This window comes from Streptomyces sp. NPDC048277, assembly GCF_040652235.1.
Classification (GTDB): domain Bacteria; phylum Actinomycetota; class Actinomycetes; order Streptomycetales; family Streptomycetaceae; genus Streptomyces.
In genome coordinates, this window is the sequence record NZ_JBEZLQ010000042.1 from 19,478 (window position 1) to 35,966 (window position 16,489).

At 71.7% G+C, this 16,489-nt stretch carries 12 protein-coding genes; 6 read left to right on the top strand and 6 right to left on the bottom strand.

The annotated features are described in order from the left end of the window. Positions 1-345 precede the first annotated feature (345 nt). Positions 346-2,328: a HEAT repeat domain-containing protein gene (locus AB0D85_RS48705; RefSeq protein ID WP_362336888.1), complete on the bottom strand. Its 1,983-nt coding sequence runs from the start codon at positions 2,326-2,328 to the stop codon at positions 346-348. Between the two features lie 128 nt (positions 2,329-2,456). Further along, a complete protein-coding gene (locus AB0D85_RS48710; protein ID WP_362336889.1) occupies positions 2,457-4,124 on the bottom strand; it encodes a DNA alkylation response protein in 1,668 nt (555 codons plus the stop codon). A gap of 72 nt (positions 4,125-4,196) precedes the next feature. On the opposite strand from AB0D85_RS48710, the gene AB0D85_RS48715 reads away from it, so the two are divergent. The 4 genes from AB0D85_RS48715 (at position 4,197) to AB0D85_RS48730 (ending at position 8,523) form a co-directional block, all read left to right on the top strand. Beyond that, a complete protein-coding gene (locus tag AB0D85_RS48715; RefSeq protein WP_362336891.1) occupies positions 4,197-4,952 on the top strand; it encodes a PaaX family transcriptional regulator C-terminal domain-containing protein in 756 nt (251 codons plus the stop codon). A gap of 106 nt (positions 4,953-5,058) precedes the next feature. Further along, complete coding sequence (locus AB0D85_RS48720; protein ID WP_362336894.1) at positions 5,059-5,589, top strand: hypothetical protein; 531 nt, start codon at positions 5,059-5,061, stop codon at positions 5,587-5,589. A gap of 218 nt (positions 5,590-5,807) precedes the next feature. Further along, complete coding sequence (locus AB0D85_RS48725; RefSeq protein ID WP_362336897.1) at positions 5,808-7,670, top strand: multicopper oxidase domain-containing protein; 1,863 nt, start codon at positions 5,808-5,810, stop codon at positions 7,668-7,670. 79 nt (positions 7,671-7,749) lie between these two features. Continuing rightward, on the top strand, positions 7,750-8,523 hold the full coding sequence (locus AB0D85_RS48730; RefSeq protein WP_362336900.1) for an enoyl-CoA hydratase-related protein: 774 nt from the start codon (positions 7,750-7,752) through the stop codon (positions 8,521-8,523). Between the two features lie 42 nt (positions 8,524-8,565). On the opposite strand, the gene AB0D85_RS48735 is transcribed toward AB0D85_RS48730, so the two are convergent. Both AB0D85_RS48735 and AB0D85_RS48740 read right to left on the bottom strand, forming a co-directional pair. Further along, positions 8,566-9,720 carry an NAD(P)-binding domain-containing protein gene (locus AB0D85_RS48735; protein WP_362336903.1) on the bottom strand — a complete coding sequence of 385 codons (1,155 nt, stop codon included), beginning with the start codon at positions 9,718-9,720 and terminating at the stop codon, positions 8,566-8,568. Between the two features lie 214 nt (positions 9,721-9,934). After that, positions 9,935-10,729, bottom strand: a complete 795-nt coding sequence (locus AB0D85_RS48740) for a pectate lyase (protein WP_362336906.1) — start codon at positions 10,727-10,729, stop codon at positions 9,935-9,937. A 381-nt stretch (positions 10,730-11,110) separates the two neighbouring features. On the opposite strand from AB0D85_RS48740, the gene AB0D85_RS48745 reads away from it, so the two are divergent. Together AB0D85_RS48745 and AB0D85_RS48750 are read left to right on the top strand one after the other, a co-directional pair. Continuing rightward, complete coding sequence (locus tag AB0D85_RS48745) at positions 11,111-12,376, top strand: PHB depolymerase family esterase (RefSeq protein WP_362336993.1); 1,266 nt, start codon at positions 11,111-11,113, stop codon at positions 12,374-12,376. A 51-nt stretch (positions 12,377-12,427) separates the two neighbouring features. Then, positions 12,428-13,750 (top strand): SGNH/GDSL hydrolase family protein, encoded by a 1,323-nt coding sequence (locus tag AB0D85_RS48750; protein ID WP_362336909.1) that lies wholly within the window; start codon positions 12,428-12,430, stop codon positions 13,748-13,750. Between the two features lie 18 nt (positions 13,751-13,768). On the opposite strand, the gene AB0D85_RS48755 is transcribed toward AB0D85_RS48750, so the two are convergent. Together AB0D85_RS48755 and AB0D85_RS48760 are read right to left on the bottom strand one after the other, a co-directional pair. Further along, complete coding sequence (locus AB0D85_RS48755; RefSeq protein ID WP_362336912.1) at positions 13,769-15,484, bottom strand: MOSC and FAD-binding oxidoreductase domain-containing protein; 1,716 nt, start codon at positions 15,482-15,484, stop codon at positions 13,769-13,771. Between the two features lie 412 nt (positions 15,485-15,896). Next, complete coding sequence (locus AB0D85_RS48760; protein WP_362336915.1) at positions 15,897-16,412, bottom strand: CGNR zinc finger domain-containing protein; 516 nt, start codon at positions 16,410-16,412, stop codon at positions 15,897-15,899. Between the last annotated feature and the right edge of the window lie 77 nt (positions 16,413-16,489).

Genomic DNA, 16,489 nt, shown 5'->3' on the forward strand with positions numbered 1-16,489 from the left:
CGGCCGGCTGGGAGGTCGTCCGGGCGGATCGGGTGAGATCGGCGTCCCGGCCGACCGGCTGGGAGCGTCGCCCGGTCGACCGGCTGAGGTTGTCCCCGGAGTCGGCCGGCTGGGAGGTCGTCCGGGCGGATCGGGTGAGATCGGCGTCCCGGCCGACCGGCTGGGAGCGTCGCCCGGTCGACCGGCTGAGGTTGTCCCCCGAGTCGGCCGGCTGGCAGGTCGTCCGGGCGGATCGGCGGGGAGCGCGGCCCGAGGCGATCGGCCGGGAGTGTCGTCCGAGCCGACCGGCTGAGGTTGTCCCCCCGGGCCGATCGATCTGCTGATTGCGTCGCCCGGGGCGACCAGTCACCGACTCGCCAGCGCCGCCTTACGGCAGTTGGCGAGCAGTTGCTCGTCCTGGGCGATGTCGTGGCTGCCGTAGCCGCCCGGCCGTGCCGTGTGCCGTCGGGCGGTGGCGAGTTCGGCCGTGACCAGATCGTGCAGCGGGGCGCCCGCCGGGCCCATCGTGGCCAGGCACTCGGCGATCGCGCCGCGTGTGTACGGGTTCTCCGCCCAGGCGGACCGGAACACCGGCAGCACGGGCTCGGGATCGCCCTCGATCCGCCACAACGCCTGTGCCGCAGCGGTCCGTTCCCCCGCCCGGCCGGATCCGGCCAGCCGGCGCAGCGCGGGCAGCGCGTCCCGCCCGGCGGTCCCCAGCCGCCCCAGCTGCTCCGCCGCCGTCCGGGCACTGCGGCTGCGGCCGAACGTCAACTCCCGCAGCAGCACGGGGAGTACGACGTCCACGTCACCCTCCGCCGACCACAGGGCCCCCGCGGCCGCGGCCGCGTGCCGGGTGTCCAGGAGCCGGCGCAGCACGGGCGCCGCCGCCCGCGCGGCCGCCCCCAGGACGTCGAGCGTCCGCACCGCCTGTCCGACGAGGGCGTCCCGGGCCCCGAGCCCGTCCGGTGCGCCGCGCAGCAGCCGCAGCACCTCCGGCACCGCCGCGGTGTCCGCCAGCGCGGTGAGCGCCGCCAGCAGCGGCGCGGCCAGTTCGGCGGCCTCGGGCGAGTCCAGCGGGACCTGGCCGAGCCGGTGCCGCAGCGCGGGCGCGAGCGGAGCGGCCGCCGGGCCCAGATGAACCACCTCGAAGCCCAGGCCGCCGGGCGCCACCGGCCTCGCCAGCAACTGGCCGAGGACCGGCACCGCACGCACGTCACCGCTTCTGGCCAGCCCCTTGAGCGGCCCGCCCAGCGAGGGTCTGCCGCGCTCCCAGGCGTGCACCCACAGGTCGGGCCGGGCGACCACCAGCGCGTGCAGCTCGTCGGCGGCAGGCGCGGCCAGCCCGAACAGCTCCGCGAGCACCGAGACGGCCGCGTCACGCAACTGATCCTCGTCACGGCCCAGTTGCGTGCCGATCAGGGTGACGGGCACGGTGAAGTCCGCCCGCCACTCACGGAACAACCCGGCCGACATCCGCACCGCGTTGCACCGGTCCATCGCGTCCGGGCTGCTCAACTGGCCCACGAGCAGGGCGATCCGGTCGGCCACCCGGTCGTCCAGCCCTCGGTGCAGGGTCCGCAGCAGATACGACCCTTCCTCGTCCGACGGCCGCAGCCGCCGTATCCGCCCGACGAGCGTGTCCGCCTCGGCCCGCTCCGGTCCCGCCGCACGCCGCTGGGACCGCTCCCTGAGCAGCCCGACCGCCGTCGGTACCAGATCGGCGGGCAGCCGTTCCGGCGCGCCGAGGGCCAGTTGACCCAGCGCCGCGAGCCGTGTCCCCGGGGCGTACGGCGGCTCGCTCTGCGCGGCCAGCAGCTCCACCGCCCCGGCCGCCTGCGCCGGACAGCTCCGTACGAACAGGCCGAGGGCCGCGGTCAGGGCCGCCAGCACCTGCTCGTCACGCTCGGCCGAGACCCGCCGGCGCAACACCTCCAGCACCCGCGCCGGTTCGCCGAGGAACCGGACCAGCGCCCCGGCCGCCGCCCGCCGCACCCCGGGGCACGCGTCCTCGGCCAGCGGCACGAACGCCTCGGCGCCCGCGCGCACGGCGGCCTGCGCCGGGGGACCGGCACTCTCCGCGCCGATGCTGATGAGCAGTTCGACTATGGCGCCCCGGTCCCGCACCTCCGCGCGGGACGCGAGCGCGAACAGGAACGGGACGCAGGCGAGCGTCGAGTCGTACACCTGCCCCTGGTGGTGCACCGAGCCGTACATCCCGTCGAGCGCGACCTCCCGTTCGGCCGCGTCCGCCGAGGCCAGTCCCCGCAGCAGACCGGGTACATCCTCCGCACTGCCGTACGCGTGCCGCAGCGAGGCCCAGTCGACCTCGTCGATCCCCGTGAACACGTTGTCCTCCCCAGGCGAGTACCACCTGTTCCGGAGTCTGCACCACGACACTGACAACGATGCGGAATCGGACGGCGACTGTGTGCGATCCGTCGGCGGTCACCGGCCACGGACACCTCGGGGAGGGATCAGTTCCCGCCAGGCAGCGCCCGCTCCAGGATCGGGTCGATCCCGGCTCCGGCGGGCAGCGTGCCGAACGCGTGCCCCCAGTCGCCGCCGAGCCGGGTGGCGCAGAAGGCGTCGGCGACCGCGGCGGGCGCGTACCGGACCAGCAGCGAGGCCTGGAGCGCCAGCGCCATCCGCTCGACCAGCCGCCGGGCGCCCACCTGGTCGGTTTCGGCCAGCTCGCTCTTCAGCCGGGTCACGGTGGCGTCCAGCCGGGCGTCCGCCCCGCGCGCGTGCGCGAGTTCGCCGAACAGGGCGTCGGCGGCACCGGGTTCCCGGGCGAGGGCCCGGAGCACGTCGAGCGCGTTGACGTTCCCGGAGCCCTCCCAGATCGACAGCAGAGGGGCCTCGCGGTAGTGGCGGGGCATCCCGGAGTCCTCGACATAACCGTTGCCGCCCAGGCACTCCAGGGCCTCCGCGGTGAAGGCCGGGCCGCGCTTGGTGACCCAGTACTTGCCGACGGCGGTGGCGATCCGCCGGAAGGCACGCTCCCGCTCGTCCCCGCGCACCGCGCGGTCGGCGGCCCCGGCGAGCCGCAGGGTGAGCGTGGTCGAGGCCTCCGACTCCAGCGCGAGATCGGCCAGCACGTTGCGCATCAGCGGCTGGTCGATCAGCCGGGCACCGAACGCGCTGCGGTGCCGCACATGATGACCTGCCTCGACGAGGGTCTTGCGCATCAGGGTCGCCGAGTTCATCACGCAGTCCAGCCGGGTGCAGTTGACCATCTCGATGATGGTCTTCACGCCCCGGCCCTCCGGACCGACCAGCCAGGCCACGGTCCCGTCGAACTCGGGCTCGGAGGACGCGTTCGACCGGTTGCCGAGCTTGTCCTTCAGCCGCTGGATGCGGAACGCGTTGCGGCTCCCGTCCGGCAGTACCCGGGGCACCAGGAAGCACGACAGCCCGCCCGGAGCCTGTGCCAGCACCAGGAAGACGTCACACATCGGAGCCGACGTGAACCACTTGTGCCCACGCAGGGTGTAGACACCCGGCTCGGCGGTGGGCATGGCGACGGTGGTGTTCGTCCGTACGTCCGAACCGCCCTGCTTCTCGGTCATCCCCATCCCGGCGAGCAGCCCGGGCTTCTCGGCCGGGACGCGCAGCCCCGGCTCGTACTCCCGGCTGGTCAGCAGCGGTTTGTACACCTTGGCCAGCTCGGGCTGGGCGCGGAGCGCGGGGACGGCGGCATACGTCATCGACGTAGGACAGCCATGGCCGGATTCGGTGTGTCCCCACACCAGTCCGCCCGCCGTGCGCGCGACATGCGCACCGAGCCTGTCGTCCGCCCAGGGCGCCCCCGCCAGCCCCTCGGCCACCGCCACCCGCATCAGGTGATGCCAGCTGGGATGGAAGTCGACCTCGTCGATCCGGTTGCCGTAGCGGTCGTGCGTCCGCAGCTCGGGCTCATGCCGATTGGCCAGCTCGCCCCACTCCTGCGCCTCCGCACTCCCGGCCCGCGCCCCGAGCCGCCGAATCCCCTCCTCGGCCCACCCGGCACCCTCCCGCCGCAGTCCTTCAAGAAGGGCCGGGTCGTCGGAGGCGTCGTAGGGGGCGAGCGGCGGCGCCTGATTGGTGACGTCGTGGGTGGCGTGCTGTGGATGCGGCTGCGGTTGCGAGAAGGTGGACTCCATGGTCCCCATGTTGCACCTTTCATGCGGGCGCAGCAATATTGCAATATCGGGCCGCCCGTACAGTACGTGACCATGCGCATGAACATGTCCGCCGAGCCCGCCGACGTCGACCTGCGGCCGCTGTCCGCCCGGTCGGTCGTGCTGAGCCTGCTGCTGGGCATGCATCCGCCGGAGCTGCCGGTGAAGGACCTGGTCCGGCTCGTGGAGCCCTTCGGGATCGGCGGCTCCACGCTCCGGGCCGCGCTGAGCCGTATGACGGCCTCCGGCGACCTCCGCCGCAGCGACGACGCCGTGTACGGCCTCAGCGACCGGCTGCTCGCCCGCCAGCACCGCCAGGACGAGGCGGTACGACCCCGCACGCGCGCGTGGCACGGCGACTGGGAGATGCTGGTCATCACGACCACGGGCCGCGGCCCCGCCGAACGGGCCGACCTGCGCACCCGCCTGACCGCCCTCCGGCTGGCCGAACTCCGTGAGGGCGTCTGGCTCCGCCCGGCGAACCTGACGAGGCCGCTCCCCGGCGACGTGCTGGAGATCGCCCAGTCCTACACGGCCCGCCCGGACCGCCCCGCACACGAACTCACCGCCGCCCTCTGGCCGTTGACCACATGGGCCGCCACCGCCCGCGCCCTCCTGGCCCGAGCGGCCGAATCCCCCCTGCCGGCCGACCGCTTCACGCTCTTCGCGGCGGCGGTACGCCACCTGCTGACCGACCCGGTCCTCCCGCCGGAACTCCTCCCGTCCGACTGGCCGGGCGACCGCCTGCGCGCGGCCTACGCGGACTACCGCAGGGAACTGGGCGAGCCGACGGCGGACGTGGACGGCTGACCCGTCGGTGCCCCGGCCAGGTCCCGCCGGCAGCCCGGGGCCCTATGCTCGTCCCCTGCCGTACGGGGCAGGAGGCCTACGTCCGCAGCGGGCAGGGGGGCTCATCATGCGGCCGGTCACTTCACCGCCGGTGTTCCGGCGCTTCGTCGGGGCCGTCGCGGTCGGCGTGGCCCTGGCCGCGACCTCAGGATGCACGGTTCCCGTCGATGCCGTTGCCGGCATCTCCGTGACCGCCGACGGCCACCTGCTCGGCGTCATGTCGGTGTGCGGACATCACATCGACGGCGCGACCCGCTACGTGGACAGTGACGACGCCGACAAGGAGGTGACGGTCGGTTCCTGGACCGCCGCGCGTCACCTCACGCCGGGCCTCGCCACCTGGACCCTCGATTCTCCTGCCGCCGGCTGGACCGCGACCAGATCTCTCGCCCCGCTCACCGCCGCGACCACGTACAGGTTCTACGGCTGGACCAAGGACAACTCGTGGTCGTCGGGCAGCGTCGCCTTCACTCTGGCCGACCGGAGCCGGCTCACCCCCGGAAAGGTCCGCTACGGCAGCGTCTCGGACAACGGCGACGAATCCGCGGTCACCGTCACCATGGCGGAGTTCAAGGCCAAGGCCTGTCAGGGAATGTAGTCGGACTGGCGCTAATCATTCCCATGCCCGTTCCGGTGCCTGCCGAATTGTTGCCGATATCGGCTCAACGAGTGTCTTTCCCCGGCCTGACCGGTGTGCTGCGGCCACGTTCCGAACCAGCCTTGTATCCCTTGATCGTTGCATGGGGTGACGAAAGGCTGGAGACGATGTTCGGGCGAAGGAAATTCCTCCTGACCGGTGCCATGGGGGGTGCGGCCATGCTTCCTCAGGGTGTTCTGGGAGCGCGGGCGTATGCGGCGGCGGCCCACGAGGCGGCGTGTCCGGGCGGCCCGGTCCCGCACACCCCTGTGCTGAAGAGGTATGTCGACCCGCTCCCCATGCCGTTGACGGCCGTCCCGAATCCTTCCGTCTACCCGGGTGCCGACTACTACGAGATCGCGATGCGGCAGGGCTCGTGGCGCTTCCACCGGGATCTCGGGCCGGCAACCGTGTGGGGGTACTGGGCCGACAACCCCCATGATCCGCACAGGCCGACCGGCATGGGCTATCTCGGGCCGACCATCAGTGTGACCACGGACCGCCCGACGGTCGTCAAGTACCGCAACGAGCTTCCGACCACCCACCTGTTCCAGTTCGTGATCGACGCCATCCGCGGCGGGTGCGACGAGCTCACCCCGACCCCGCCGCCTCCGTACAAACCCGTGCAGCCCTTTCCCGCGAACGTCAACGTGTGGAACGTCGTACACCAGCACGGCGGTTACACGGCACCGCAGTCCGACGGCACGCCCATGCAGTCGTTCAGTCCGGACGGCGTCCATGCCGCGCACTACACCACCCTGGACCCGGGCCGGACCAAACCCAACGAAGCGATCTACGCCTACACCAACCACGACCGTTCGTGCATGCTCTGGTACCACGATCACGCCATGGGGATGACCAGCCTCAACGTCTATGCGGGCCTTGCCGGTCTCTGGCGCATCGGTGACCCCGCCGACGAGCGGCTCGGGCTGCCGCGAGGCGAGTTCGAGGTCCCCCTCATCCTGCAGGACCGGACCTTCAACCCGGACGGCTCGCTCGCCTACTCCATGACCCTGAGGGAGGGCGAGGACACTCCGGTCGTCAACGGGAAGGCGTACCCCTTCCTGGCCGTCGAGCGGCGACGCTACCGGCTGCGCCTTCTCAACGCCTCGAACGAGCGGTTCTGGCGGCTGAGGTTCGAGACCGTGCCGAGGGATGCGGTACCGGAGGCCCAACTGCCGTTCTGGCTGATCGGTACCGACAGCGGCTTCCGTACCCCGTTGCAGATGCTGAACTTCCTGATCTCGCCGGCCGAGCGGTACGACCTGGTCATCGACTTCAGCCAGGTGCCCCTGGGCACGAAGGTCAGACTGGTGAACTACCATGCGCCGGTCCACTACCCCGGTATGCCGGGCGAGGGACCGGAGATCCGGGAAATCATGGAGTTCCAGGTCACCAAGGCACTGTCCGGAGGCGGGGACAGGTCGAGGCCGCCCAAGGACCTCAGGCTGCCGACGGTCGCACCCGTCAGGCCGAAACCGCACACCCGTCGGCGGCAGTGGGTCGTGTACCAGCACAAGCTGTTCAGGACCATGACGTTCAACGCGGTGCCGTTCGAGGCACCGACGCAGGACTTCATCGTGGAGGGCTCGACCGAGATCTGGGAGTACATCAATCCCAACCACGACGCCCATCCCATGCACGTCCACCTGGTCAACTTCCAGGTGCTGGAGAGGCAGCCGATCGACGCGGCCGCCTACCAGGCCGCTTACGAGAAGTGGATCGACGGCGGCCGCAAACCGAAGGACCTGCCGGTGCTGGAGAAATACTTCACCGGCCCACCGGTCCCGCCGGACCCGGACGAGGTGCGGTCCAGCAAGGACACGTTCAAGTCCTATCCGGAGACGGTGACCCGAATCATCATTCAGGAATTCACACCGCCGACGGCCACGATCGCGTCGATTCCGGGCAGCGGCGCCACGCTCCCGGCGACGTACATCCACCACTGCCACATTCTCGAACACGAGGACGACGACCTGATGCGCCCGTGGACGATCGTCGGCCACGGCGACCAAGGCGGCGGCCACGGCCACGGCCACTGACGGACCGGCCGACCCACGTGTGCCGACACGACGACGCGACGGGCCGCACCATCCGCAGGCCCGGGCGTACGCTGGGACCGTGACCGGTGCCGAGCGCGTGATCCTGTCCAGCCGGGGCGATTTCACCTGGGTCACCCTGAACCATCCCGAGCGCAGGAATGCCCTCAGCTGGGACCTGCTCCAACAGCTGCGGAAATCCCTGACGGACGTGGCCGACTCCCCCGCGCGCGGGATCGTGCTGGCGGCGCAGGGGCCGGTGTTCAGTTCCGGGCACGACTTCGCGGACGTGCTGGCCCTGGACCTGCAGGGCACGTGCGAGCTGCTGGAGCTGTGCACCGATGTGATGCGGCTGGTCGAGTCCGTTCCCCAGGTGGTGGTGGCCCGGGTGCAGGGGCTGGCCACGGCCGCCGGGTGCCAGCTGGTGGCGTCCTGCGACCTGGCCGTGGCCGCGGAGTCCGCCGGGTTCGCGCTGCCCGGCGGCAAGGGGGGCTGGTTCTGCCACACCCCCGCCGTGCCGGTGGCCCGGTCCATCGGGCGCAAGCGGCTGATGGAGATGGCCTTGACCGGCGACGTGATCGACGCCCGCACCGCACTGGAGTGGGGGCTGGTCAACCGCGTGGTACCGGACGGCGAGCTGGACGAGGCGGTCGAGGAACTCCTCGCGCGGGCCACCCGTGGCAGCGCGGCCAGCAAGGCCCTGGGCAAACGCACCCTGTATGCGCAACTGGACCGCCCGGAGGCGGACGCCTACGCCATCGCCCGCGAGGTCATGGCCGACTCCTCGCAGACCCCGCAGGCCCGCGAGGGGATCGCGTCCTTCCTGGAAAAGCGCCCGCCCGTGTGGCCCGGGTAGCGCAGCCAGCGGGCGGCCGCCGTTCTGAAGTCATCCCAGAAGTCATCCCAAGCGGGCCCGGAGGTGACGCACAAGGACGGTGGCCGAGGCCGGAGCGGCCTTGACGAAGCCCAGAAACGGGCCGAAATCCCGAGTGGCCGCGAAGCCGGTGAAGTAGAGACCGGGAACGGATGCCTGGAAGTTCTCGTCAAGCAGGGGGAAGCCCTCACGGGTTGCGATCCGGTCGAGGAGGCCGGCGAGATAGGGGACACGTCCCAGATCAGGTGCGTACCCGGTGGCGAACACGACCTGATCGACCGTCAGGGATTCGGTACTGGACAACGTCACCCGCACCGCTGCGCCCCCCTCGCCGCCGTGCGCGTCGACGACTTCCGCGTCCGGCCGGACGCGGACCACTCCGGGGTTCAGCCGGGCGGGCAGCCAGGGTTCCAGCGTCCCCCGACCGGCCTGCCAGCACCGGGTGACGATCGCCTTCTGCTCCACAGCCGTCAGCCGACGCCACCAGCCCGCCGTCTGCACGGTCGCTTCGACGTAGTCGTCGAAGAACTTCCAGCTCACTGCCTCGAAGCGGGGAACGGGGTGGCGGTGGACGATGTCGACGCGGCCTGCGCCGTGTTCGGCCAGCAACGCCGCCCATTCGTACGCACTCTGCCGGCCGCCCACGATCAGGACCCGCCGGTCCGCCAAGGCGTCGAAGCGGACCAGGTCACCGCTGTGAGCTGCCCGCGCTTCCGGCACACCGGCCGCCCAGCCGGGCACCCGCTGGAAATACCCCACGCCTGGAGCGGCGACCACGGCCCGGGCGCGGATGCGTCCCCCGCCGGTGAGTACCGCATCGAACCCTCCGTCGCGCTGCGTGATGTCCAGCACGTGTTCGCGCCGGACGGGCACGTGCTTGGCATGCCGAAACCACTCGGCGTAGTCGCGAAAGAGGGCGAGGGGGATCGGGACGGCCTCGTCGCGGCTGAGGCCTCGTTCCCGCAGGTAGGCCTCGAAGGTGTGCACGCCTGCCGCGTCCAGGTGCCAGTCCGTCCCCGAGCGCAGCAGCATCCCCTCAGGCATGCGTTCATGCCAAAAGGCCATCGGCCGTCCGACCACCTGCGTATCCATGCCGCGCTCGCGGGCCAGGGCGGCGGCCGACAGTGCGAACGGCCCGGCACCGACGATGAGCACATCGGTGGAGAGGGCGTCACCCATATCGGGCTCCTTTCCGGCCCGCGGAAGGCGGAGCCTGGGCGAACCAGGACACCACGGTGCCGCCAGGCCCGAGGCCGGGCCGGGCCCGGCAGAGCCCGCGGGCGGGGCCGGCCGGATCCGGTCCCTGTCCACATTCCACCGCACACATCCCGTACGGGCATCACGAAGCTGCGGGGCCGCCGCCCGCCAAGGAGGACGGCCCCGCAGCCCCGGCTCACTTGTAAGTGATGTCCGAGCCGGAGTACTTGCAGTACGTCCCGTCCGCGCCCGAGCCGTTCGTCGGAGGCTCCGCCCCCGTGTTGTTGCCGATGTACTTCTGGCACGGCACGATCTTCTTGCCGCTGTCCCCGACGATCGTGATCTTCTTCAGCGTCGCGCTGTCGCCGTAGTTGGTGTTGATCCCCACCAGCGCGCTGCCTTTGTACGTCGCCTCGATGGTGTTGAGGTTGATCGTGCGCTTGTACTGCGTCTTGCAGTTGCCGCACGAGCGGACCAGCTTGCCGAAGGTCTGCACCGCGAAGTTGGACACGTTGAGCGTGCCGGCACCGTTGAACTGGAACACCTTGTCGCTGGCTTCCTTCGCGCCGCCGCCCGAGACGGTGTACACGTTGGACGACGAGGAGCCCTTGAACGTCGCCGCGTCCTCGCCGACGTCCTCCCACCACACGTTCTGCAGGGTGCAGCTGCCCTCGCAGTGGATGCCGTCCGCGGCGGGGGCGCCGATGATGACGTTCTTCAGGACCGTGCCGGCCGCCAGGTCCAGGATCGGGTCCTGGTCCTCGCTCTGGCCGCCGGTACCCAGGTCGCCGCTGCCGTACAGGCGCAGCATCCCGTAGTCCTTGGTGCCCGAGAGCTTGATGGTCGCGGTGACGGCCTGGCTGCCACTGGCCGTCGGCCAGGTCGCGGCGTTCGCCTGGGCTCCATTAGTCATGATCATGCCAAACGAGAGCCCGGGGGCGGCCAGTCCGCCCGTCAGTGCGCGCGCACTGGTTCGTACTCGTGAAGTCATGTCCCGTATGCCTTCTTTCGAGTGGGGGGTCCTTCGGCGTGCATGTGACGAACGGAAACGCGAACAGAATTCATCAACATGAACGCTCTGTGCGTGCACCTGCCCGAACAGGCCCACCTCTGCACCGCTCGGTCAGAGTGCTGAACGGAACGTAGAGTGCAAGCGCTTTCTAGTCAACGCCTCACGCAGACATCGGTCCAGCCGCCAAAGTCCCGTGGGAGCGCTTCCATGGCAGCCGTGTCCATGCCACGATGCCCCTCGGAGTTCCCCGTACGACGCCGCACCGAGCCGCGATCAGCAAGGGAGAACGACGTGCCCCCCACGCCCGGCGCCACCCTGAACGCACCGCGAACCAGGCCCCGTTCGGCCCTCTCGGCCCTGTTGAGGGCGCTGCTGTTGCTGCCGCTGCTCGCGGTCTCGGCCGTCTTCGCGCCCGCGGCCTCGGCGCGCACCGCCGACGCCGTCCCCACGGCCACCCTCGCCGAGGTCACCGGCTTCGGGGCGAACCCCAGCAACCTGCGGATGTACGTGTACGTGCCGAACAGCGTCACCGCGCACCCGGCCGTCGTCGTCGCCGTGCACTGGTGCGGCGGCGACGCCTCCGCGATGTACTCCGGCACCGAGTGGGCCACGCTGGCCGAGCAGTACGGCTTCGTCGTCGTGTATCCGTCGGTGACCCGCGCCGGCAAGTGCTTCGACGTGTCGTCGCCGCAGGCGCTGAGCCGGGGCGGTGGCAGCGACCCCGTCGGCATCAGGTCCATGGTCGACTGGGTGACCGCCGCCTACTCCGCCGACACCGGTCGGATCTTCGTCACCGGCATCTCCTCCGGCGCCATGATGACCGACGTCCTGCTCGGCGACTACCCGGACGTGTTCGCGGCGGGCGCCGCCTTCTCCGGCGTTCCGTTCGGCTGCTTCGCGACCACCGACGGTTCCGAGTGGAACAGCGCCTGCTCCGGCGGCACCATCACCCGCACCGCGCAGGAATGGGGTGACGCGGTCCGCGCGGCCTACCCCGGTTACACCGGTCCGAGGCCCCGCATGCAACTCTGGCACGGCACCGAGGACACCACCCTCGCCTACGCGAACTTCGGCGAGGAGATCAAGCAGTGGACGAACGTGCTCGGGGTGAGTCAGGCGCCGGCCGCCACCGACAGCCCCGTCAGTGGCTGGACCCGCACCTGCTACGGCGCCACCGGTGACCACGCCCCCGTCGAGGCGATCAGCCTCCAGGGCGTCGGCCACAACCTCTACTCCTACGGCATGGCCGCCCGCGCCCTCACCTTCTTCGGCCTCGACAGCGGTGGCACCGCGCCCCAACCACCGGCCGGCGCCTGCAAGGTGACGGTCACCACCAACGCCTGGAACACCGGCCTGACCGCCTCCGTGACCGTCACCAACACCGGTACGACGACGGTCGACGGCTGGCGGCTCGGGTTCGTCCTGCCCGACGGGCAGACCATCACCAACGGCTGGAACGCCACCTACAGCCCCGCCTCCGGGTCGGTGACGGCCACCAACGCGTCGTACAACGCCACGATCGCGCCCGCCGCGAGCGTCGGCATCGGCTACCAGGCGACCCACACCGGCAACAGCGCGGCCCCCACCGCGTACACGCTCAACGGCACCACCTGCACGGTCAGTTGACGGCGGCGGCGCCCGCGCCGCCGCTCGCCCGTCCCCGCCAGGAAGGCCCCCGTGAAGCAACAGCCCGGCAGAACGCCGCTCGTCACGCTCCTCAGCACCTGTGTCCTCGCCCTCGCCCTGGTCGTGACCGCCACGGCGCTCACCGCGCTGGTCCGCGGTCCCCGGCAGGTCGCCGCCGACCCGGACCGGGGCAGCCACTGGGTGAACACCTGGACCGGAATGCCCCAGCTCACCGAGGCCGGCAATCTGCCGCCCGCGCCCTTCACGGGGGACAAGTCGGTCCTGGCCGACACCACCCTGCGCCAGACCGTCCGCGTGACCACGGGCGGCCACCGGCTCCGGCTGCGCTTCTCCAACGCCTACGGCGACACCCCGCTGCCGCTCACCTCGGTGACCGTGGCGCTTCCGGAGGACGGACGGGCGGGCGTCAGCGCGATCGTCCCCGGCAGCCTGCGGCCGGTCACGTTCTCCGGGCGGGCCGCGGCCGTCGTGCCCGTCGGCGCCCAAGTCGTCTCCGATCCCGTGGAGTTCGAGCTGAGCCCCGGCGCGAACCTCACCGTCACGGCGTACACCGCGCAGGGCCAGCCCGATCTGGCGCTCACCTCGCACCCGGGCTCGCGCACCACGTCGTACCTCCTCAACGGCGACCACACCCAGGACCCGGACCTCACGGGCGCGGCCCATGTCGACCACTGGTACCTGCTGAGCGACGTCGAGGTGCGGGCCCCGGCCGCGACGCGGGCCGTGGCCGTGCTCGGTGACTCCCTCACCGACGGGCGGGGTTCCACGACCAACGGCAACGACCGCTGGCCCGACCAGTTCTTCGACCGTCTGCAGTCCCGCCCCGCCACCTCGGACATCGCGGTCCTCAACCAGGCGGCCGGCGGCAACCGCGTCCTCAACGACGGCCTCGGCCCCAACGTCCTGGCCCGCCTCGACCGTGACGTCCTCTCCCGCAGCGGAGTCTCCTGGCTGATCGTCTTCGAGGGCGTCAACGACATCGGCACCGCGGCGGCCACCCCGGAGGCCCAACGCGCCGTGGCCGACGACCTGATCGCCGCCTACCAGCAGATCGTGGTCCGCGCCCACGCCCAGGGCATCCGTGTCTACGGCGCCACCCTGCTGCCCTTCGGCGGCAACGCGTACGACGACGGGGCGGGCGTGCGGGAGGCGGCCCGGCAGCGGGTCAACGCCTGGATCCGCGGCCATGGTCACTTCGACGCGGTGATCGACTTCGATCGGGTGGTACGCGATCCGGCGGATCCTAGCCGCTTGCGGGCCGACCTCCAGGTGGGGGACTGGCTGCACCTCAACCCGACCGGTTACGGGGCCCTGGCGGGGGCGGTCCCGGCCGGACTGTTCGCCCGCGGATGACAGCGCGGGGATCCACGGTCAGAGGTCGAGGACGACCTCGTCGGCCGGTTCGCTGCAACACACCAGGACGCTGCCGGCTTCGGGGAGTTCGAGAGGCGGGGTGGTGTAGGTGACGTCGCCCGACACGAGGTGGGTGACACAGGTGTGGCAGACGCCGGTACGGCAGGACCAGCGGGTGGGGATGTCGCACGCCTCGGCCAGGTCGAGGAGTGAGGCGTGCGCCGCCGACCACGCGGTCGTGACACCGCTGCGGGCGAAGGTGACGAGGGGGCCGGTGCCCGCGGGGCCGGGGGGCTGGTGCGGGCGGCGCGCCGAAGTGGGCGATGTGACACCGGGGTTGAGGGCGGGGAGGGCACTGAACCGTTCCGTGTGGATCCGCTCGGGGCGCAGCCCCTGATCGCGCAGGAAGCCGCCGAGGTCGTCCATGAAGGCGGTCGGTCCGCAGAGGTAGGCGTCCGCGTCGGCGGGGATGCCCAGTGCGGCGAGTGACGGGGCGCTCGGGCGGCCCTGCGTGATGTGGGGCTCGTCGGGGCGCGGGGCCCCGGCGGTGTAGTAGATGTGCTCGTGGGCGTGCGGGAGCCGGGCCAGCAGGGCGTGGCTCTCGGCCGCGAAGGCGTGCTGGGCGCGGTCGTGGGCGGTGTGGATCCACCAGACGGGGCGTGGGTCCCGTACGGCGGCGAGTCGGTGGAGCATGGCGAGCAGGGGAGTGGCGCCGATCCCCGCGGAGGCGAGGACGACCGGGCGGGTCCCCGGTTCGAGTACGAACGTTCCGCGCGGACTGGCGGTGTCCACGAGGTCCCCGGGGCGGAGCGTGGCATGGATGTAGCCGCTGACCTTTCCGTGCGGCTCCCGTTTGACGCTGATGCGGTAGTTGTCGGCGGTGGGCGCGGAGGACAGGGAGTAACTGCGCACCGCGGGGTCGGTGTCGCCGACGGCGAGGCGGAGGGAGAGGTACTGGCCCGGGCGGGCCTCGGGCAGGGGGCTGCCGTCGGTGGTGGCGAGGTAGACCGAGGACACGGCGGGGGTCTCGGGGACGACACGGGCGACGCGCAAGGGCTTGAAGCCCGGCCATCCGGGTTCCGGTCCGGGCCGCTCGGCGGCGGCGAGTTCCCGGAAGGACTGCTGCCAACCGGGGCTGAGGGCAGGGATGTTCAGCGCCCTGCGCAGCTGTGCGGGGTCGCGGCCGGGCAGGTAGAGGAGCGCGTCGGTGTCGGCGACGCTGAGTTCCTCCGGGCCCCTGCGGGTGCGGACGATCTCGTCGCCGGCCTGGACGTGTCCCTCGGCGATGACGCGCAGGTAGAACCCGGGGCGGTGGTGGGCGACGAGCAGGGCGGCCATGGTGGGCTCGCCCAGCCGCATGCCGACTCGGTAGCAGGTCACCCGGGGCTGGGTGACTTCGAACTCGGCTTCGCCGATGCGGTACCGGTCGCCGATGCACACCTCCTCGTCGGGCATGCCGTCGACCGTGAAGTTCTCCCCGAAGATCCCGAAGCCCAGGTCGTCGCGGCCGAGCTCCTTCTGCCAGTACCGGTAGGACTCCACCTGGTAGACGAGGACGGCACGGATCTCGCCGCCGTGCCCGGCCAGGTCTCCCTGGCCGTCTCCGTCGACGTTCAGCCGCCGCACCATCCGGGGGCCCCGGACGGGAGCCTTCCAGGCTCCGGTGCGGACGGTCCGCCCCTGCCAGGAGACGTCCTTGGGCATCCCCACGTTGACGGAAAGCAGCGTGGCCATCGCGGACCTCCTGCGGGGTGGCCGGCCGGGGCGGCCACCCATGGCGCTGTGATCTGTGCCTCCGCGCCGATGCTAGTTCGTCCTCCGGTACCACCGCGATTCGGTGATCAAGAAAGCCTCGGTGTATCGGCCGAGAATCCGGGCCACGGCCACGGCCGCGGGACGGGCCGCCGCCCGGGAGGTCCGGGCGGCCTGGGCGGCGGCACGTGGGTGAAGGGCTGGGCGACCGTCCGCGGACCCGGAGTCCGTCGCGGGGGCGGAGCCCGCCGGTGAGCCGTTCGTGCACGTCGACCCGGAGAACGGCAGGGGCGCGACCGTCGTGCCGGTGCCCGCGCCGACGGGGGCTGCCCAGGGTGAACGTCCGGGCGGGGGACGGGCCGGGCGGCCGTACCGCCGTGGAGGAGTGAGCCGGTCAGTCGGCCGCGGCGTCGCGGGTGCGCTGGTAGTGGCGCCGTGCCTTCATCCGGTTGCCGCAGACGGCCATCGAACACCAGCGGGCCTTGTTGGTCTTGCTGCGGTCGATGAGGAACAGCCGGCACTCCGGATTGGCGCACGGCCGCAGCCGGCCCGCCATCGTCTCCTGCAGCGCGCTCCAGGCCAGGACGGCCTCCACCGCCATCCGGCGCTCCACGGGCGCCTCCAGCTCCCATGCCACCCCCGCGGACGACACCTGTGGGTGTGAGGTCACGCCCGCGAGGAGCGGGGCCAGCGAGGCGGCGGGCCGACCGCCGCTCACCACGTCCTGCAGGAGATCGCGTGCGTCGACGAGGTACCGCTGCTCCTCCGCGCCGCCGCTCCCCCCGTGGGCCCGCTGCCAGGACCTCGCCGCTTCCGGATCGGCCAGCCGGTCCTGGACGACGCCGTTGACCACCGGAGTGGTGTTGAGGAGCTCCAGCAGCGCGTCCTGCTGCTCCCGGCCGGTCACCATCGCCGCCTCCTAACCCGATCGATCTAGTTGACAGGTTACAGGACGGTTCGCCCGGACGGGGAGTCCGAGGCGGGCTG

What these genes read in the sequence shown, in the direction of transcription:
- AB0D85_RS48710 (WP_362336889.1), bottom strand. Translation starts at nt 4,124, where the DNA reads ATGGAGTCCACCTTCTCGCAACCGCAGCCGCATCCACAGCACGCCACC.
- AB0D85_RS48715 (WP_362336891.1), top strand. Translation starts at nt 4,197, where the DNA reads ATGCGCATGAACATGTCCGCCGAGCCCGCCGACGTCGACCTGCGGCCG.
- AB0D85_RS48720 (WP_362336894.1), top strand. Translation starts at nt 5,059, where the DNA reads ATGCGGCCGGTCACTTCACCGCCGGTGTTCCGGCGCTTCGTCGGGGCC.
- AB0D85_RS48725 (WP_362336897.1), top strand. Translation starts at nt 5,808, where the DNA reads ATGCTTCCTCAGGGTGTTCTGGGAGCGCGGGCGTATGCGGCGGCGGCC.
- AB0D85_RS48735 (WP_362336903.1), bottom strand. Translation starts at nt 9,720, where the DNA reads ATGGGTGACGCCCTCTCCACCGATGTGCTCATCGTCGGTGCCGGGCCG.
- AB0D85_RS48740 (WP_362336906.1), bottom strand. Translation starts at nt 10,729, where the DNA reads ATGACTTCACGAGTACGAACCAGTGCGCGCGCACTGACGGGCGGACTG.
- AB0D85_RS48755 (WP_362336912.1), bottom strand. Translation starts at nt 15,484, where the DNA reads ATGGCCACGCTGCTTTCCGTCAACGTGGGGATGCCCAAGGACGTCTCC.
- AB0D85_RS48760 (WP_362336915.1), bottom strand. Translation starts at nt 16,412, where the DNA reads ATGGTGACCGGCCGGGAGCAGCAGGACGCGCTGCTGGAGCTCCTCAAC.